15 protein-coding genes are annotated in these 17,616 nt (G+C 52.5%); 4 read left to right on the top strand and 11 right to left on the bottom strand.

Annotated features, from left to right (window positions below):
- The 7 genes from AC0LWM_RS31335 to leuC all read right to left on the bottom strand — a co-directional run.
- On the bottom strand, positions 1–1,258 hold a 1,258-nt coding region (locus tag AC0LWM_RS31335; protein ID WP_474678972.1), incomplete at its 3' end, for a dynamin family protein.
- Positions 1,259–1,384: 126 nt separating this feature from the next.
- Positions 1,385–1,657 carry an NAD/NADP transhydrogenase alpha subunit gene (locus tag AC0LWM_RS31330; protein WP_474678971.1) on the bottom strand — a complete coding sequence of 91 codons (273 nt, stop codon included), beginning with the start codon at positions 1,655–1,657 and terminating at the stop codon, positions 1,385–1,387.
- A 37-nt stretch (positions 1,658–1,694) separates the two neighbouring features.
- A complete protein-coding gene (nth, locus tag AC0LWM_RS31325; RefSeq protein WP_474678970.1) occupies positions 1,695–2,363 on the bottom strand; it encodes an endonuclease III in 669 nt (222 codons plus the stop codon).
- A 182-nt stretch (positions 2,364–2,545) separates the two neighbouring features.
- On the bottom strand, positions 2,546–5,332 hold the full coding sequence (locus tag AC0LWM_RS31320) for an S-layer homology domain-containing protein (protein WP_474678969.1): 2,787 nt from the start codon (positions 5,330–5,332) through the stop codon (positions 2,546–2,548).
- 32 nt (positions 5,333–5,364) lie between these two features.
- A complete protein-coding gene (locus AC0LWM_RS31315; protein WP_474678968.1) occupies positions 5,365–7,020 on the bottom strand; it encodes an N-acetylmuramoyl-L-alanine amidase family protein in 1,656 nt (551 codons plus the stop codon).
- Between the two features lie 293 nt (positions 7,021–7,313).
- Positions 7,314–7,907: a 3-isopropylmalate dehydratase small subunit gene (gene leuD / locus AC0LWM_RS31310; RefSeq protein ID WP_474678967.1), complete on the bottom strand. Its 594-nt coding sequence runs from the start codon at positions 7,905–7,907 to the stop codon at positions 7,314–7,316.
- Positions 7,908–7,937: 30 nt separating this feature from the next.
- Positions 7,938–9,356, bottom strand: a complete 1,419-nt coding sequence (gene leuC / locus AC0LWM_RS31305) for a 3-isopropylmalate dehydratase large subunit (protein ID WP_474678966.1) — start codon at positions 9,354–9,356, stop codon at positions 7,938–7,940.
- 128 nt (positions 9,357–9,484) lie between these two features.
- Between leuC and AC0LWM_RS31300 the strand changes: the two genes are divergently transcribed.
- Positions 9,485–10,411, top strand: coding sequence for a LysR family transcriptional regulator (locus tag AC0LWM_RS31300; RefSeq protein ID WP_474678965.1), 927 nt, complete (start codon positions 9,485–9,487; stop codon positions 10,409–10,411).
- Between the two features lie 20 nt (positions 10,412–10,431).
- On the opposite strand, the gene AC0LWM_RS31295 is transcribed toward AC0LWM_RS31300, so the two are convergent.
- From AC0LWM_RS31295 to AC0LWM_RS31285, 3 genes are all read right to left on the bottom strand, one after another.
- A complete protein-coding gene (locus tag AC0LWM_RS31295; RefSeq protein ID WP_474678964.1) occupies positions 10,432–11,034 on the bottom strand; it encodes a response regulator transcription factor in 603 nt (200 codons plus the stop codon).
- Entirely contained in the window at positions 11,031–12,191 is a 1,161-nt protein-coding gene (locus AC0LWM_RS31290; RefSeq protein ID WP_474678963.1) for a sensor histidine kinase, read from the bottom strand. Before AC0LWM_RS31290 ends, AC0LWM_RS31295 begins: the two co-directional genes overlap by 4 nt.
- 184 nt (positions 12,192–12,375) lie before the next feature.
- On the bottom strand, positions 12,376–13,173 hold the full coding sequence (locus AC0LWM_RS31285) for a carbon-nitrogen family hydrolase (RefSeq protein ID WP_474678962.1): 798 nt from the start codon (positions 13,171–13,173) through the stop codon (positions 12,376–12,378).
- Between the two features lie 157 nt (positions 13,174–13,330).
- On the opposite strand from AC0LWM_RS31285, the gene AC0LWM_RS31280 reads away from it, so the two are divergent.
- Positions 13,331–13,768 carry a hypothetical protein gene (locus tag AC0LWM_RS31280; RefSeq protein ID WP_474678961.1) on the top strand — a complete coding sequence of 146 codons (438 nt, stop codon included), beginning with the start codon at positions 13,331–13,333 and terminating at the stop codon, positions 13,766–13,768.
- 204 nt (positions 13,769–13,972) lie between these two features.
- Positions 13,973–15,166 (top strand): pyridoxal phosphate-dependent aminotransferase, encoded by a 1,194-nt coding sequence (locus AC0LWM_RS31275; protein ID WP_474678960.1) that lies wholly within the window; start codon positions 13,973–13,975, stop codon positions 15,164–15,166.
- A gap of 120 nt (positions 15,167–15,286) precedes the next feature.
- On the opposite strand, the gene AC0LWM_RS31270 is transcribed toward AC0LWM_RS31275, so the two are convergent.
- On the bottom strand, positions 15,287–16,105 hold the full coding sequence (locus AC0LWM_RS31270) for an endonuclease/exonuclease/phosphatase family protein (RefSeq protein WP_474678959.1): 819 nt from the start codon (positions 16,103–16,105) through the stop codon (positions 15,287–15,289).
- Positions 16,106–16,493: 388 nt separating this feature from the next.
- On the opposite strand from AC0LWM_RS31270, the gene proB reads away from it, so the two are divergent.
- Positions 16,494–17,594, top strand: coding sequence for a glutamate 5-kinase (gene proB / locus AC0LWM_RS31265; RefSeq protein WP_474678958.1), 1,101 nt, complete (start codon positions 16,494–16,496; stop codon positions 17,592–17,594).
- Positions 17,595–17,616: the final 22 nt, after the last annotated feature.

The raw sequence follows: 17,616 nt of genomic DNA, 5'->3' as shown, positions 1-17,616 counted from the left end.
GCAAGCCGTTGTTCTCGCTCGCTTGGCGCAGCAGGTCGCGGATATGCTTGTCGAGATTCGCCGTAACCGTATCGGCGAAGTCCTTATACAGCGCCGTTAGGCGCGCTTCGATCTCCGCCGCCGTTTTCGCCCCGGCGAACAGCAAGCCGACCTTAAAGCCCGGCTTGCGGCTCTCCAAATATGCATGCGCCAGATCCCGCGTTTTCGCCGGGATGACGTTTGCATTATCGAGCAGATGCTCGATGTCCCGCTTGAGCTGCGTGAACAGCTCCTCCGGGCGGCGTCGCAGCTCGGACTCGCGCTCTTCCGCTTCCGCAAGCTCGGCGGACAACGCTTGTGCGGCTTCCGGCCCGCCGATCGTTTCGATCAGCTCCGTCTTCGCGGCCTCGTTCCTGGCGGCAAGCACCTTTTCGTGCTCGCCGATCAAATACCGGGCCGACTGCTGTACGCTGAACTCGCTTAACTCCCGAGTATGCTTCATTAATCCTTGCAGCACCCACAGTAGTTTATCGTATTCATTGTACGGATGGTCCGGCTGCTTCAAGGTCAAATACAAAATACCGCTCGGCTGCAGGTTCCATTGCTTGAATGCCGCCTCCACGCCCGCCTTGTATTCCTCGAAGCTGAGCTCGCTCGCGCGATGCTTGTCGATTTGGTTCACGATCAAATAAAGCGGCTTGCCCCAATCGAGCAGCCGCTTTGCAAAAGCAAAATTCATTTCCGACTGCACATGATTGTAATCCATAACGTAAAACACGACATCCGCCAGATGGAGCGCCGATTCCGTCGACATCATATGGGCGTCGTCGGTCGAGTCCACGCCCGGCGTGTCCAGCAACGCGGCATGATCGCCGAGCAGCGGGATCGGGTAATAAATATCGATGGATTCGATGAATTCTCCGTTTTTGCAATAACTCGAAAGCTCCGCGATCGGCACTTCCGCCTGCGTCAGGCCGCCGGCCACTTTCTGCTTCACGACGGCTTTCTCCTTGCCGTTATGAATCGCCACGATATTGGCGCTTGTCGGAATCGGGCTCGAAGGCAGCAGCTGCGTGCCGCATAGCTTGTTGATCAAGCTTGATTTGCCTGCCGAGAAATGTCCGCAAAAAGCAATATACATTTGCTCCGAAGCCAGCTTATCGACCAGCTGCCCGAGCTTCGACGCCTGGACTTCGTCGCCTGCGCGCGCCGTTAGTTCTCTTATACGTTCCAGCCCATCCGCCATGGCGGTTGAACTGCCGCTTGACATCACTTTCATTCCTCTGCTCCCCCATATCTGTACCCCAAAAAGCGAAGCGGATCTTCATAGTCTATTCCAATTTTCTTTTCGAGGACCCTATAACTTACGACAAATAACAACAAAAAAAACCGAGTAACTCGGTTTCTAGTGTACCACACTTTCTTTTTCCGGAATAAGTATTTCAAAAACTTTTCCGTGCTGCAAAATGACGATATCGCTATCTTTCACCTTCATGACGACGACTTCAAGCTTCGCGCGCATTTTGTCCAAGTAGTTCTCGGGCACTTCGCCGGATTCGCTAACCGTGATGCCTTCGATGACGGTTTCTTCGTTTTCTTTTAGCTGGGTGCTCATGATTTGCTCGAATATGTCGGAAAACTGCTCGAAATTGTTCGTATATACGGAAATGCATTTCATTTTAAATCCCATCCTTATCCTGTCTCATAATTGTCTGTTAGCTTGTTTTAGTTTTGGTTTTTACGCTCGATTTCATACGTTTTTTTCCTTCTTTGCATACCGTTACTAACGGGCAAAGCTCGCATTTCGGATTTTGCGCCTTGCAATGGTAGCGTCCGAAGAAGATGAGCCGGTGATGCGTAATTGTCCATTCGTCTTGAGGGACAAGCTTCATCAGCTTCTTCTCCACCTCGAGTACGGTATCGTCCGGCATTGCGGCGCCAAGCCGTTTGGAGACGCGTTCGACATGCGTATCGACGGCGATGGCGGGAACGCCGAATGCATTCGACATGACAACATTTGCCGTCTTGCGTCCTACCCCAGGCAGTTCGACGAGCTGTTCGTGCCGTTCGGGCACTTGTCCGTCATGCAGGTCGATCAGCATCCGGCATAGCTTCTGTATGTTACTTGCTTTATTCCGAAATAAACCGATCCGGCGGATATCGTTTTCGAGTTCCTCCAGAGGCACCGCCAAATAATCCTCCGGCGTCTTATATTTCTTAAACAAGTCGGCTGTCACCTTGTTGACGGTTTCGTCCGTACATTGCGCCGATAGCAGTACCGCGATCGTAAGCTCAAAAGGATTCGCATGATTTAGCTCACAATGCGCATCGGGAAACATTTCGCCTACCGTATCGAGTATATGACGCATTTGCGATCGGTTCATGCCGGGCTTCACTTCCTTTGAAAAATCATACGAGTTTCAGTGTAACGAATATACGGCGATTAATCAATGCTTACGACGCAGAAAAACCGAAACTTTTTTCGCAAAATAATCAAAATGACAAAAAACCGTCGAGAACGGAACAGCCTGTCCTATTCTTTGACGGTTTTTGCAGGTTAAAGGTTTCAGTTTTTTTCGAGTTCGATAACTTTATTCTTATAAATATATAACGTGATCCGGTCTCCGTCCTTCAGCGAATTGATGCCGATCAAGCCTTCGCCTTGATGAATGTAGACGTTCGACGCCAGCTTGTACGTAGGAGTCGCCTCCGTTAACGTCGATTTGCGTACGCTAACCTCGTTCAATTGCGAGTTGTACTGCCAGAATGTTTTGGTCAAGGCCGGAATGACCGTCAGCACTTGATTAAGCTCGGCATCCTTCCTCCATTCGATCCGGTCTCCCGAGGCGAGTCCTAGCAGGTTGTTGCTCGCGGAGCCGTTGCGAATCACCTTATAGTTTCCGCTCAATGTCAGCGTCGACTGTACGCCGGAAAATTCACGAACCGTTATTTTGCCGGCTGATGTGTCAACCCCCGTGACCGTGCCGCGGGATACGTTAACCCGTACGATCGAGGAAGGCGTTTTTCCGAGCAGCGATACGTTGACGAATTGCTCTGGCGCAAGATCGCCGAACGCAAGATTGTCGTTATTCTCCGTTGTGATCGGCGTCGTTGTACCAACCGTAACATCGTAGCTAACGCCCGACTCGTCGCGGATCGTCAGCTTGCGGGTCAGTGCGTCGCGAGCGACGACTTCGAACTGCTGCGTTTTCTTCACCTGGATTTGGATCACGCGGTCCTGCGCAGCATTCAATACGGCACGAATGGAATCGCCGGTTTTCAGGTCGTTCAGGCTTCCCGTTGTTTTGCCGAATACTTCGACGGACGGGCTAGATAACGTCAGATTCACCGTTTGGTTGTCGTTCGTCACCAGCGTAATGCTGTTCGATGCCGAATTATAGCTCGACAAAGTGCCGTCGTATCGATTAGCGATTTGAATCGAGATCACTTTATCGCCAACGAAGGTGATATTGATTTTTTTGCTCTTCGTAAAATAAGCGGCAGCTGCATCCAGCGTTAAAGCCGTGCCGTCAAGGTCGATTTTGGTCGTAGGCTTCAATTCCAGGACGGCCGCCGATTTCCCCGTTGGATCTTTGAACGTCAGCAGCTTCGACTCGACGTCATACGAGACGACGGTCGCCCGATTGTACGTTTCCACCTTGCGATTGGATACGGCGATCGCCACGATCCTCTTCTCGTCGTTGACTGTAAGCGTGAGCTGATCGCCTACTTGCAGGTCGTCCAGCGTTGCAGTTTTTAAACCTTCGATCGAAACGGAATAAGAATCGGCCAGTGTCCGGATTTCGTTCACGATGCCGTCTTTTTTGAACAGAATCGTTCTTTCGTCGGCAATGACGGAACGCAGCTCGCCTTTCTCCGTACGGAAGCCGGTCTTCGTAATGACGACCGAAGTAAGCGCATTGTCCTTGATCTCGTAAGCAACCGTGTCGCCGACAACGATATCCGTCAGCTTGATCATTTTGCCTTCAATATCGCGAATTTGCGTATCGTCGGTAACCGTAATCGTTTCGGCAGCGCCCGTCGTTTTATCGGAGAGCTCGATCGATCTTGCGGCGGCGTTTGTCGTTTTGACGATGCCTTCGCCGGTTTTGTTCAGCGGCACTTGCTTCACGGCGATACTTTGCACCTTCGGATCGGTGGCGAACTTGTCGCGTTTGATTTCGATCTGACTGTTCGGCACAAGCGCGCTCAAGCTGGAGCCGCCGCCGTTCATGTCGATCACCTTGACCGCCGGGTCAAAGAAATAATCGACGTAGTTGTCGTTCACCAGCATCGTCATTTTGTACAGGTTCGGATAAACCTTGATCAGCTTGCCTTCAATCGATTCCAGTTGCGGCTGCTCGTCAGTAATCTCGACATAACCGGCGCTGCCCTGATTCTCGATGACGGTCACCTTGATATACGGCTTCAGCTCGGTAAAATCAATTGGCGTTTCGGTTTTGTATGTATAATAGTTCGTATTCGATTGCAGTGCGAATTCGCGTACTTGGCCGTTATCCGCCCGCACCTTCAGCAGCTGCGGTGTCAACTCGGTAATGACGCCCCTAGTTTCGTTCTGTAGCGGAACGTCCGACAGCGAAACGGCGCGGCTGATTAACGTCGCGATTTGCGCGCGGTTCATCTTGCCTGTCGGCACAACCGTATCCGTCGTCATCCCCTTGATCAGCTCGAGGTTCAACGCTACGTTGATATAGCCTAAAGCCTTCTTGTCGATTTGCCCGTTATCCTTGAACGTCGTCGGCTGATTCATCAGCTTGATCGCCTCATCCTGCTTGCCCAGCGCGCGGACGATCACCTTCGCCACCCATTCTCGGGTTGCGATCCGGTCTCCCCAAGCCGTAAGATCGTTACCCGACGTCGTCATTTCCTCTTCCTTGTCGAGTAGATTTTTCGAGAAAGCGAGAACGACATACGGTTTTGCCGTATTGCTTACCTTGAAATTCGACGGAAACACGACCGTCGTATTTTTATCAATCTCGTTCTCCAGCCCCATCATGCGAATCGCCATAATAACGACGTCTTGTTGTTTGACATATTGGGAAGGGTTGAACAATCCCTTTTCGCCTTTGATAATGCCAAGCAAAGACAGCTTGGAAATATACTTCTCCGCCCAATGCCCTGCCTTCACGTCGGTAAACGGTGTGCGGGGCTTCAGCGCTTGGGTTGTATTCGATGTCGTTCCGGTCGCATTTGATGTTGTTCCGGTTGTTTTCGTTCCGCCTGCCGATCCTCCGACTTCCGCAGCGTAAGCGGCATTGCCTCCAATCAGCGTGGAAACAAGTACGAGGGCAGCAGCTTTCTTCAATGCTGCTTGTTTGCGTTTCGGTTTCATGACTAATCTCCTCTCTCTCTGAAAGCAACGGGTTATTTGATTTCCAGATATGCCTTTAACCCGCTGACAATAGAATTCGCCATATTATATTGAAAATCCTCTTTAAACATCGCGGCTTCGTCGATGGCATTCGACAAAAATCCCGATTCGATCAGGATGGCGGGCATCGTCGTGTTCTTGATGACCCGGAAGTTCGCTTGCTTAACGTTGCGATTCGGTAACCCTGTGCCTTGCATGATGTATTGATGAATAAAGTCCGCGAACGGCTTGCTTTCCGGTCGGCAATAATACGTTTCGGTCCCCCGCACGGCGGCTGAAGCAGACACATTGCCGTGAATCGAAATAAACAAATCGGCCTTGGCGTCGTTGGCGATTTTGACGCGGTCGTCGAGCTCGTAGAACGTGTCGTCCGAGCGGGTCATAATCACTTCCACGTTCGGCACTTGGCTGAGCAGTTCGTTGATTTTGGTCGCCACGGCCAGATTGAAGTTTTTCTCCCACTTCTTCGTAATCGTAGGCGCTCCCGGGTCTTTGCCCCCATGTCCGGCATCGATGACGATCTTATATTTGTGATTCGCATTCGGATCGGTTGCCGGATCTGTCGAAGGGTCTGTCGGCGGATTCGTCGACGGGTCGGTTGTCGGGTCCGTTGACGGATCCGGTACAGGCACCGTCACGAGTGCAGGATCGGTAGTGATGATCAACTGGTTCGACGAATCGTTCGCTTCGACCGAATAGCTGCTGTTCGACTTCAAATCGACGACAACGCGGATCGTAGACGGCGTATCGGTATATAACGAATAGCGGATTTTGTTGACGTATGTATCGCCCGTTACGCTCACTTCGCCGGCCTGTTTGACTTTCGGATCGGACATCGAAGCGCCGTTAAATATGTCCCCGAATTTGCTGTAAGGCAGGTCTACGACAAGACGGTCCGGATTTGTTAACATAAAGGGCTTGTCCGTCTTGATAGGACCGTCCCCCTGAATCGTGATTCTGCCTTGCTCGAATGCGATCGATTGAATCCGTTTCATCGGATCCGCGGCAGGATCGGTCGGTTGCTCAGTCCCGTTTCCTTCGCCTGTCGCCGGCGGCGTCGTCCCTGTGCTGCCGTCACCGGGCTGAACCGTACCGGTTCCATCGCCGCTTGAGGAGCCGCTTCCGTTGTCCGCCGGAGTCGACCCTCCGTTTCCTTCATTCGAAGAACCCGGATCCGGCTTTGATCCTCCGCTTACCGGAGGCTTCGACTCCTCAACCGGTTTGTATACAAAAACCGACTTGGTCGGACCGTCCCAGGAAACGAGCGCCCCCAGTTGTTCGCCGACAAAACGGAGCGGAATATAGGTATTCCCTTTCACCTCCATCGGAGGTTGTTCCAATACGAATGTTTTTCCGTTGACGGCAGCTTTCTTCTGATTAACCGTCAATTGAATCGTCTTGGATTGCTTGCTGACGGTAACCGTTTTCTTCTTGCCGTTCCAGTCGACCTGGGAGCCCAGTCCTTCGGCAATGATGCGAAGCGGAACAAGCGTCTTGTTGTTCACGATCATCGGCTTCACTTTGGAATCCATCATTCTGCCGTCCAAATACAACTTCGTTTCGACTGTTTTCGATGCCGCAGAAGCCATTACAGGCACCATCGTAAAAATTAGCGACATCATCAAAACTAGCACTGCGACTTTCTTCATCTTCCACCTCACGGCACGCCAAATATATGTATGGTAACGCAGCGATTCATCTTCGGTTCAAGGGAATGCAAACAAGTTGTGGTGAAGACAAAATACACTGCGGTTCGACTGCTTGCGACGATATATTAGACGCAACCCGACAGGAAAAAGTTGCGAGTTTAATAGAATTGACATTTTGCAAAAAAAGCGTTATAGAAGACACTCCAAATGAAAAAAACAAACCAGCCTGACACCGATTTGCGTGTGTAGACTGGTTTGTTTCTTACAAGAATTCAATATGATATAAGGCAAAATTATTTCGCTGCGCGTTTCGCTTCGAATGCCGCGATTTTGTCTTCGTGCTGCAGCGTCAAGCCGATATCGTCGAGACCGAGCAGCAGGAATTGGCGGCGGTGCTCGTCAAGATCGAAGCTGATAGACAGCCCTTGGCCGTCTGTGATCGTTTTGGCTTCCAGATCAACCGTCAGCTTGTAGCCATCGTTGTTCGCCGTACGTTGGAACAGGTCTTCGACTTGTTCTTCGGACAGCTTGATCGGCAGTATGCCGTTTTTGAAGCAGTTGTTGTAGAAAATATCCGCGAACGACGGCGCGATTACCACTTTGAAGCCGTAGTCCATAATCGCCCAAGGCGCATGCTCGCGGGACGATCCGCATCCGAAGTTGGCGCGGGAGATCAGAACCTCCGCTCCTGCGTAGCGCGGTTTGTTCATTTCGAAATTCGGGTTCACGTTGCCGCTTTCGTCAAAACGCCATTCGAAAAACAAAAATTGTCCGAAGCCGGTCCGTTCGATCCGCTTCAAAAATTGTTTCGGAATGATCGCATCCGTGTCGACGTTCACGCGGTCTACAGGAGCAACAAGCCCTGTCAGCTGTTTAAATGGTTGCATCGGATAAATCCCCTCTCTATGTGATTCGGTTTAGTTCATAACCGGCGCTTTGAATTCCCAATCACGCACATCGTGGAAACGGCCTTTAATTGCCGCAGCCGCAGCCATTGCAGGCGAAACGAGATGCGTCCGTCCGCCGCGGCCTTGACGGCCTTCGAAGTTGCGGTTCGATGTCGAAGCGCAGCGCTCGCCCGGCTTCAATACGTCAGGGTTCATTGCGAGACACATGCTGCAGCCCGCGTCGCGCCATTCGAATCCGGCTTCGGTGAAAATTTGGTCAAGCCCTTCTTTTTCCGCTTGCAGCTTCACGCGTCCGGAACCCGGTACGACGATCGCCGTCACGTTAGGCGAAACTTTGTAGCCGCGAGCTACGGCAGCGGCCGCACGAAGGTCTTCGATCCGGCCGTTCGTGCAAGAGCCGATAAATACATAATCGATCGGCACTTCCGTCATTGGCGTTCCCGGCTTCAAATCCATATATTCAAGCGCTTTTTCAGCCGCTTTGCGTTCGTTTTCGGTCGTAAAGCTTTGCGGATCCGGAACGGAAGCGGTAATGTCGGTACCCATGCCCGGGCTAGTTCCCCAAGTCACTTGCGGCACAAGGCTGTCCGTATCGAACTCGATGCGGGTATCGTATACCGCGCCTTCGTCGGTAACGAGCTTCTTCCACTCCGCTACGGCTTCGTCGAATGCAGCGCCTTGAGGCACATAATCGCGTCCGCGCAAATATTCGAACGTCGTTTCGTCCGGAGCGATCAGGCCTGCTCTTGCTCCGGCTTCGATCGACATGTTGCAAACCGTCATCCGCTCTTCCATCGTCAGCTGGCGGATCGCTTCCCCGGTATATTCAACGACATAACCGGTAGCAAAATCGGTGCCATGCGCCGCGATAACGCCAAGGATCATGTCCTTAGCCGTGATTCCCGGTTTTCTTGCGCCTTTGAAATGAATTTCCATCGTCTTGGAAGGCGCCTGCTGCAAGCATTGCGTTGCGAGCACGTGCTCGACTTCGCTCGTGCCGATACCGAATGCGAGCGCTCCGAACGCGCCGTGCGTCGACGTATGGCTGTCGCCGCAAACGATCGTTTTGCCCGGGTGCGTCAGGCCGACTTCCGGTCCCATAACGTGAACGACACCTTGATCGATATGGTTCAGGTCGAACAATTTCACGCCGAAATCCGCGCAGTTTTTCGAAAGCGTATCGATTTGCTGCTTCGAGATCGGGTCGGTAATGTTGAAGCGGTCTTTCGTCGGCACGTTGTGGTCCATCGTCGCGAACGTCAATTCCGGACGGCGCACTTTGCGGTTGCTGAGGCGCAAGCCTTCGAACGCCTGCGGGGAAGTTACTTCGTGAACCAGGTGCAAATCGATATAGATGATGCCCGGTTTGCCCGGCTCCTGATGGATTACGTGGTTGTCCCAAATTTTTTCGTACATTGTTTTCGCCATTTCAGTCACCTCTGCGATTGGTTTTACTTGCAATCATCTTAACATTTCTTTCTTCATTGTTCCAAGATATAATATCTATAGGGTTGATAGGTAAACACAATAAGATGTCACAGAAAGCAGGAAAACCGATGGAAATCCGCCAATTGCAATACGCCATTCAAATCGCCAAGGAGAAAAATTTCTCCCGCGCCGCGGAAAAGCTGCACATCGCCCAGCCTTCCCTCAGCCAGCAGCTGTCCAAGCTGGAGAAGGAAATCGGCGTCCTGCTGTTTCAGCGAACGACGAACTCCGTTGAGCTGACGCATGCCGGTTCGGCGTTCGTGGAGCAAGCGCAGAAGATCGTCGATGCGGTCGAGCAGCTCAAGAAAGAGATGGCCGACATATCCCAGATGCGCAAAGGCAAGCTTATCGTCGGCAGCCTGCCGATCACCGGGTCGCATATATTGCCTCTGGTGCTGCCGGTGTTTCAGGCGCAATATCCGGACATCGAAATCGTCCTCGTCGAAGAAACGACGGCCAATCTGGAGCATTTGACGGCGAGCGGGCAAACCGACATCAGCTTGTTGTCGCTTCCGCTCATCGAACAGTCGCTGACGTACCAAACGATCATCGAGGAAGAGATCGGCCTTGCCGTTCCGCCGCAGCATCCGCTGGCCGCCCTGCATGCTTCCGGAGAACAGGACGAGCCCTTACAAATAAGTCACTTAAAGGACGAACCGTTCATCGTGCTGAAAAGAGGACAAGGCTTCCGGCAAATCGCGCTGGAATTGTGCGAAAAGGCAGGTTTCTCGCCGCGCATCGTTTTCGAGAGCAGCAATATCGAGACGGTCCAGTCGCTCGTCGCAGCCGGCATGGGCATCGCATTCGTGCCGCAAATGCTCACGCGTCCGAAATGGAGCGCGCAAGCGCCGGTTTACCTTTCGTTCGGCGAACCCAAACCGTCCCGAACACTCGTCATCGCATATCGTAACGGCCGCTATCTTTCAAAAGCGGCGGAAGCTTTTATCGCAACGTTGAAGGCGGTCTTTCATAAAGACAACGGCTCCTCCGCTTAATCGCGAGGAGCCGTTCGACTTTATCCGAGCCAGCCGTTCTTCTCGGCGATCGCAAGCGCGTCGATCCGATTTTTGGCGTCCAGCTTCTGCAGTATTTCCGAAATATAATTGCGTACCGTTCCGTTCGACAGAAACAATTCCTTGGCGATTTCATTCGCCGACTGACCTTGGCCGACCAGCCTCAAAATCTCTTTCTCCCGCTCCGTAAGCGGATTCTCCGCTTCCCAAAACGACAGCGACAGCTCCGGGCTCACCGCTTTGCCGCCTTGGTGAACCTTCCGCAGCGCTTCGGCCAGATCATCCACCGGCGAATCCTTGAGCAAGAAGCCGCGAACGCCCGCGCGCATGGCCCGCTGAAAATATCCCGAGCGGGAAAATGTCGTCAAAATGACGACGCGGCATGGATGCTTCATCTCTTTAAGCCGCTCTGCAACGTCAAGCCCCGTCATGTTCGGCATCTCAATGTCCATAATGCATATGTCCGGCTCTAGCTGGACGATCATTTGCAGCGCCTGCGATCCGTTTTCGGCTTGTCCGATAACCTCGATGTCATCCTCCAAATCGAGCAGCGAGCTTAACGCTCCAAGCAGCATTCGCTGGTCTTCCGCGATGATTACTTTCATTTGCTTACCCCCTCAGAACCTTGATGTTTCACGATACGCGGCACGGTAATGACAACCTCCGTCCCTTGTCCTTGGGACGAATGGAAGGCGAGCTTGCCTTCGATCAACTCCAGCCGCTCCTTCATGCCGAGCAGCCCTCTGCCGGAAGACTGCGCTTTCGGCGCCGCATCGTCGTTTTCACATGCCGCGCCTGAACCGTCATCGCGTATCGTCATCGTCAATTGCTCCGGCTCGTCTTTCAATTCGACGATACAGCTTGTCGCGCCACTGTGCTTGATGACGTTCGTTACCGCTTCGCGCAAGCACATGCCGAGAATGTTCTGGGTTAGCGGTGGGATCTGCAAACGATTCACATCGCCTTGAACGGTAAATTTGATCGAGGCAGCCGACAAGATTTGTTCCGTTTGACGGATTTCGTCGCCGATCGATACCGAACTGATCTCCATGACAAGCTCACGCAATTGCTTGAGCGCAGCGCGCGCCGTCGTTTGAATATCTTTAATCTCGTGCGCGACACGTTCCGGCTTTTTATGGATCAGCTTTTCCGCCAATTCGCTTTTGAGCGCGATCAGCGATAGCGTATGGCCCAGCGTATCGTGCAAATCCCGAGATATGCGCTGCCTCTCCTCGTTTTTCACGAGACGGGCGATTTCTTCATTCGCAATGCTCAGCTTTGTTTTTAACTCGTTAGATTTCATCCCGGCTCGAATGAAAAACGGCATCGCAAACATGATGATGACGGCCGGAATAAAGCTAACCAACGACGTTTCGTTAAATTCATCGAAATAATACGTGACCACGGCGATCAATAGACCGGACATCCCGGCATAGGAAATCATCATTTCATATTTGTTGCGAAGCTTGCCCATGATGGGCGCCATAAAAAACGACATGAACCAAAAACCCGAGTCGTAATGCAGCGTAAAATAACAAATGATCGCCTGCATCAACAAAATGTTAATCACCCTGAGGCGGTCGTCCCAAAAGCTGCGCAAATAGAAAACGACAAAGACGGCCAATAAACCGAATCCGATACACATTTGCAGGACGGGTTCGTGAATGAGCATAAATAAGGGATAGGCCAGATAGACAAGCCAAATTAATTGAAAAAATTGGGCTTTCCGAGAAAATAGAATATCCGCGTTTGTTTTTGACATTTTACATTCACCGATCATCTTTCCATGAATATAGATTCGTTCTTTTATAGACTAACGTTTTCCGTTGTGAACGCAAAGACATGAACGTCATCATTTGCACATGACAAATGTCATATGCCGACCGATGAACCTATATAAATAAACGGCAGCTGAATGCTACCGTTATCTTCAATATTATAGAATTTTAATACAATGAAGGACGCCGGTCTTCAAAAATCGGAATCGTCTTCCTCACCTTATCGACAACCGACAAATCAATTTCCGCCGTTATCGTTTGCTCCTCTTCGCCGCCTTCCGCAATGACCTCGCCCCAAGGGTCGATGACCATCGAATGGCCGAAAAAGTTCGTCGTTCCGCTCGTCCCTACCCGATTGCAAGAAACGACATACATTTGATTTTCGATCGCGCGCGCCATGAGCAGCGTTCGCCAATGATGAAGCCGCGGATGCGGCCACTCCGCAGGCACGAACATTACTTTCGCCCCGCCGAGCGCCAGTTTGCGGGCCAATTCCGGAAAACGGATATCGTAGCAGATCATCATACCCGCCGGAATGCCGTCAATGGACAATTGCCCGAGCTGATCGCCGCTCTCCAAGTACTTCTCTTCATCCATCAGCCGGAACAAATGAATTTTCGAATATTCCGCTATATCGTTTCCGTCGCGGTCAAAAGCAATTATCGTATTGCGAACGCCCTCACCCTTCTTCTCCGCGATCGAGCCCGCAATGACGTTCACCCGATGACGCCGGCAAAATTCGGAAACAAAAGCTTTTGTCCGCTGCCCGTCAGCATCGGCAAGATCGTGAATTTCCGTTAACGCGTAGCCGGTGTTCCACATTTCCGGAAAAATAATGACGTCCGGCTTATCGTTCGAAGCGATGGCTTCGTTGAGCTTTCGTTCCAGGTTGGCAAAATTCGTATCGGGTTCGCCGATGGCGATGTCCATTTGCAATATCGTAATGCGCAGACGCTGCTCTGTCATTTGAAGACCTCCACATCATAAGCCGTTTGCCGGAGCAAGAATCGTCTCCGTCTCGGCTGTATCCTTATTCTACTTATCATACCGCCTCATGGAACGGTGTCAAGATGGGTACATTAACGGCATGAAAAACCATTATGCTGCAAAAGGAGCCTTCACCATGCATAAATTTCCGTTTCGGGCGGTTGCGGTTTGTTTAAGCTGCTTCATCGCTCTTGCCGCATTCGCTTCCGTAGCCTCCGCCGATTTACCGGAGCAGCAAGTGCAAATTTATGATGTCGCCCAGAAACAAGTGGTCAAAAAACTGGACAATACCGAAGCGATCCAAAAGGAAGCGTTGGGCTGGTTAACATCGATACAGGGCGTTGCGCCGCAAATGCAGCTTGACCCGAAATGCGGATTCGTATACCGCGTGCCTTTCAAGTCCCCGGTGCCCGTAACTTTTTCGTCGATTTCCGGTACGGTAACCGAAGTGTTTTTGTTCCATTGCGAGAGCCGCAAGCCGATGCTTCTCATTTTCGTCGACCGCAAGCCTCATTTGCTGCAGTTCCAGCGCGACGTCGCTCCGTTCCTGAAGCTGGTCGGTTCCGTGCGATAACCTTCAATCCCTATCGGGAATACATTCATTGCGCTCTATACATCGTCCGCAAATCGTGCTACATTAATGCTATTGCACGGAGGATAAACGTAAGCGCCGCCCCTTCGGCGCAGTCGTTTACCGGAGAAATATAAGCCAAGTAAAGATTTGAAACTTACTTTCTTATATTCAGAAAAGACCGGACGAAGCGGAGTGAAGTACATCATGCACCAAATCAAATCGAACTGGGCGGTTCAACCCGCCGAACGGATGAAGGGTTTGCCGACGCAGTTTTTTGCGACCCTCGTACGCAAAGCCAATGAAGCCATCGCAGCGGGCCGCGATGTGATCAATCTGGGTCAAGGCAATCCCGACCTGCCGACACCGCCCCACATCGTGGAATCGCTGCAGCAAGCCGCGACCAACCCGCTGTATCATAAATACCCGCCTTTCAGCGGTTTCAAGTTCTTGAAGGAAGCCGTAGCACAGCGTTACTTGGAGGACTATGGCGTTACGGTCGATCCCGAGACGGAGGTCGCCGTGCTGTTCGGCGGCAAAACCGGTCTGATCGAGATCAGCCAATGCCTATTGAACCCGGGCGACGTATGCCTCGTTCCGGATCCGGGTTATCCGGATTATTGGTCCGGCGTCGCGCTCTCGGGCGCCACGATGTCGTTCATGCCGCTGACGGAGGCGAACGGCTTCCTTCCGGATTACGCCAGCTTGCAGGCATCGGACGTCGATAAGGCGAAACTGATGTTCATCAATTATCCGAACAATCCGACCGGGGCTACGGCACCGCTCTCCTTCTATGAAGAAACGGTGCGATTTGCGGCCAAACACGGCATCGTCGTTGCAAGCGATTTTGCATATGGGGCCATCGGCTTCGACGGCAACCGACCGGTCAGCTTCCTGCAGCAGCCGGGAGCCAAAGAAGTCGGCGTCGAGTTCTATACGTTGTCCAAAACGTATAATATGGCGGGATGGCGTGTTGGCTTCGCCATCGGCAATGCGGAGATCGTCCGCCTGATCAATCTGATCCAGGATCATTATTACTGCAGCCTGTTCGGCGGCATTCAAGAAGCGGCGGCAACGGCACTGACGGGCTCTCAGGATTGCGTCCGGCAGCTTGTCGCCACATACGAAGGACGCCGAAACGCCTTTTACGCGGCGCTTGCCAAGTTCGGCTGGGAGGCGAAGCCTAGCGCCGGTTCGTTCTTTACCTGGCTGCCCGTGCCGAAAGGCTATAGCTCGGCCTCGTTCGCGGATCTGCTGCTGCAGAAAGCCGACGTCGTCGTCGCTCCCGGCATCGGCTTCGGCCAGCACGGTGAAGGATTCGTCCGGGTCGGGCTGCTCGCACCGGAATCGCGCTTGGAAGAAGCCGCTTCACGAATCGGCAAGCTTGGATTATTCGGCTAAGTGAGGCTGTAAAACGAACACCCGCATTCACAAAATGATTTTGTGTGCGGGTGTTTTTTACTTATATCGTAATCAGCTGTATATTAACTGGTGACGTATTCTTAAGCTACGCAGCCCCAGCTACGCCAGACGCAGCTTCGCAACGAGCGGCACATGATCGGATACGATTTTGGGAACGATTTCAGCATCGGTTATTGTAAAATGCGAGGAGGAGAATATATAGTCAATGCGGTCCGTCGGCTCATCCTTCATCGTAGGACTTGAGCCGTCACGCGGGATAATACATGTCGGCTGATCGCCCAGACCGGCCGATTCGAGCACGTCAGTCCAACGCTCTTTGAACCGGGCTATGACAGCAGACGACGGCAGTGCATTCATGTCGCCGACAAAAATGGTCGGAATATTACCGGAACCGATCTTGCGCAGGACGTCTTCGGACTGAACGGCGCGTTCTTCCTCAGAAAGCCCAAGGTGCGTCGTGCAGAAGCGAATCGTCGTCCCATCTACGTCGACATGCGCCTCCAGCAAACCGCGAGGCTCCAGTCCGTCCTCCTCCATCCCGGGCGGAACCGGAAGCCGCACGTTGCGCCGGAATACGATTGGGTATGCACTTAATATAAGCGTGCCGTACTCGGCAACATCCGGATTTTGAACCGTCGAGACTTGGGCAATATCATCCTGACGTAACAGCCGCGGAATCCCGGACTCGATGACCAAGTTTGCGCCGTATGTATAATGCATGCCGAGCCGTTCGGCCAGCTCCGCAGCCTGGTCCGCCATTCCGCTTCGTTCCATGAACCGGTCCACCTCTTGGATCCCGACTAATTCAGCCCCTGTTTCGCGTATAACTTCAGCAATGCGGCTGACGTCGATCACGCCGTCGAGTCCATACGCATGCAAAATATTATAGGACAGGACGACCAGCTCTTTTTTCCCCATAACCAAACCTCCCTTGACTTCACTATCAAATCCATGATACATTGGCTTGCAATGCTTTACAACTACAATACACTATGCTATTCTAATAAGAATTCAACACCATTTTTTCGAAACGTGATGATGGGACTAGTAAGCAATATACGCTGCGCGCAGAGAGTAAATTACTTGGGAAACCATGGCTGAAATAATTTACCGCAGGCGAATGCCGAACCCACCCCGGAACGGCCAACGACGAGTTGGACAGCGCCTCTGTTACAGGCATGCAAGATGGGCGAACGCAATCGTTCGCCAATTAAAGGTGGTACCGCGGAAGCCAAACTTTCGTCCTTGACAGGACGGGAGTTTTTTTGTTTTTCCTTATACTTTTGCCATGTTAGGAAGTGAACTTATGCGGCGCATCGTCGTCAAAATCGGCAGCAGCTCCCTTACTTCGGACGAAGGGGGACTGAACCGGGACAAAATCGCTTTTTTCGCCAATGAACTCGCGGCTCTGCATGAATCGGGCACGCAAACGCTGCTCGTCACATCGGGTGCGGTCGCGGCCGGATTCCGTCAAATCGGATATCCTTCGCGGCCCAAAAACGTACATGAAAAACAAGCGGCCGCAGCCGTAGGGCAAGCGCTGCTGATGCAAGCTTATAATGAAGCCTTTGCCGTGCACGGCAAAGTCGTTGCGCAGATCCTGCTCACCCGCTCCGATTTTTCGAATCGCAAGCGGGTGCAAAACGCCATGATGGCGATCGACGAATTGCTGAACTGCGGCGTCATTCCGATCATCAACGAAAACGACACCGTCGCCGTCGACGAAATCAAATTCGGCGACAACGATACGTTGTCCGCGCTCGTCGCCAATCTGGTCAAAGCGCAGCGGCTCGTCATCATTACGGATACCGACGGCTTGTACACCGACGATCCGCGCAAAAATCCGGACGCCGTCCGCATCGACCGGGTTGAGCATATTACCGAGGAGCTGTACCGGATCGCGGGAGGCGCAGGCTCGTCGGTCGGTACCGGAGGCATGCGCTCCAAAGTGGAGGCTTCCCGCATCGCGATGCGCGGCGGCATTCCCGTATTCGTCGGACGCGTCGCAGAGGACGGCGATTTGGCCGCTGCCGTTGAAGAGACCGGCAAAGGCACTTATTTTGACACATTGCTGCATACGCTGCCGATGAAGAAGCAATGGGTCGGCTTCCACTCGCTGCCCCAAGGCAGGGTCATCGTCGACAGCGGCGCAGAATCGGCGCTTCGCTCCGGAGGCAAGAGCCTGCTCCCCGTCGGGATCAGGGAGGTCGAAGGCGATTTTCACCCCGGTGACGTGATCGAGGTGCTGAACCCGGATCGTCAGACGATCGGACGAGGAGTTGTCAATTACACCTCGTGGCAAATCAAGGCCGTTGCCGGTCTTTCGACTGAAGAGGTGCAAAAGCGTGTGGATGTACACCGGATCGAAGTGATACACCGTGACGAATGGGTCACTTTAATGCAATAACATTTCAAAGCACAATCAATCA

The organism is Paenibacillus sp. sgz302148 (assembly GCF_056120465.1).
This window is presented reverse-complemented; position numbering and strand designations above follow the sequence as displayed.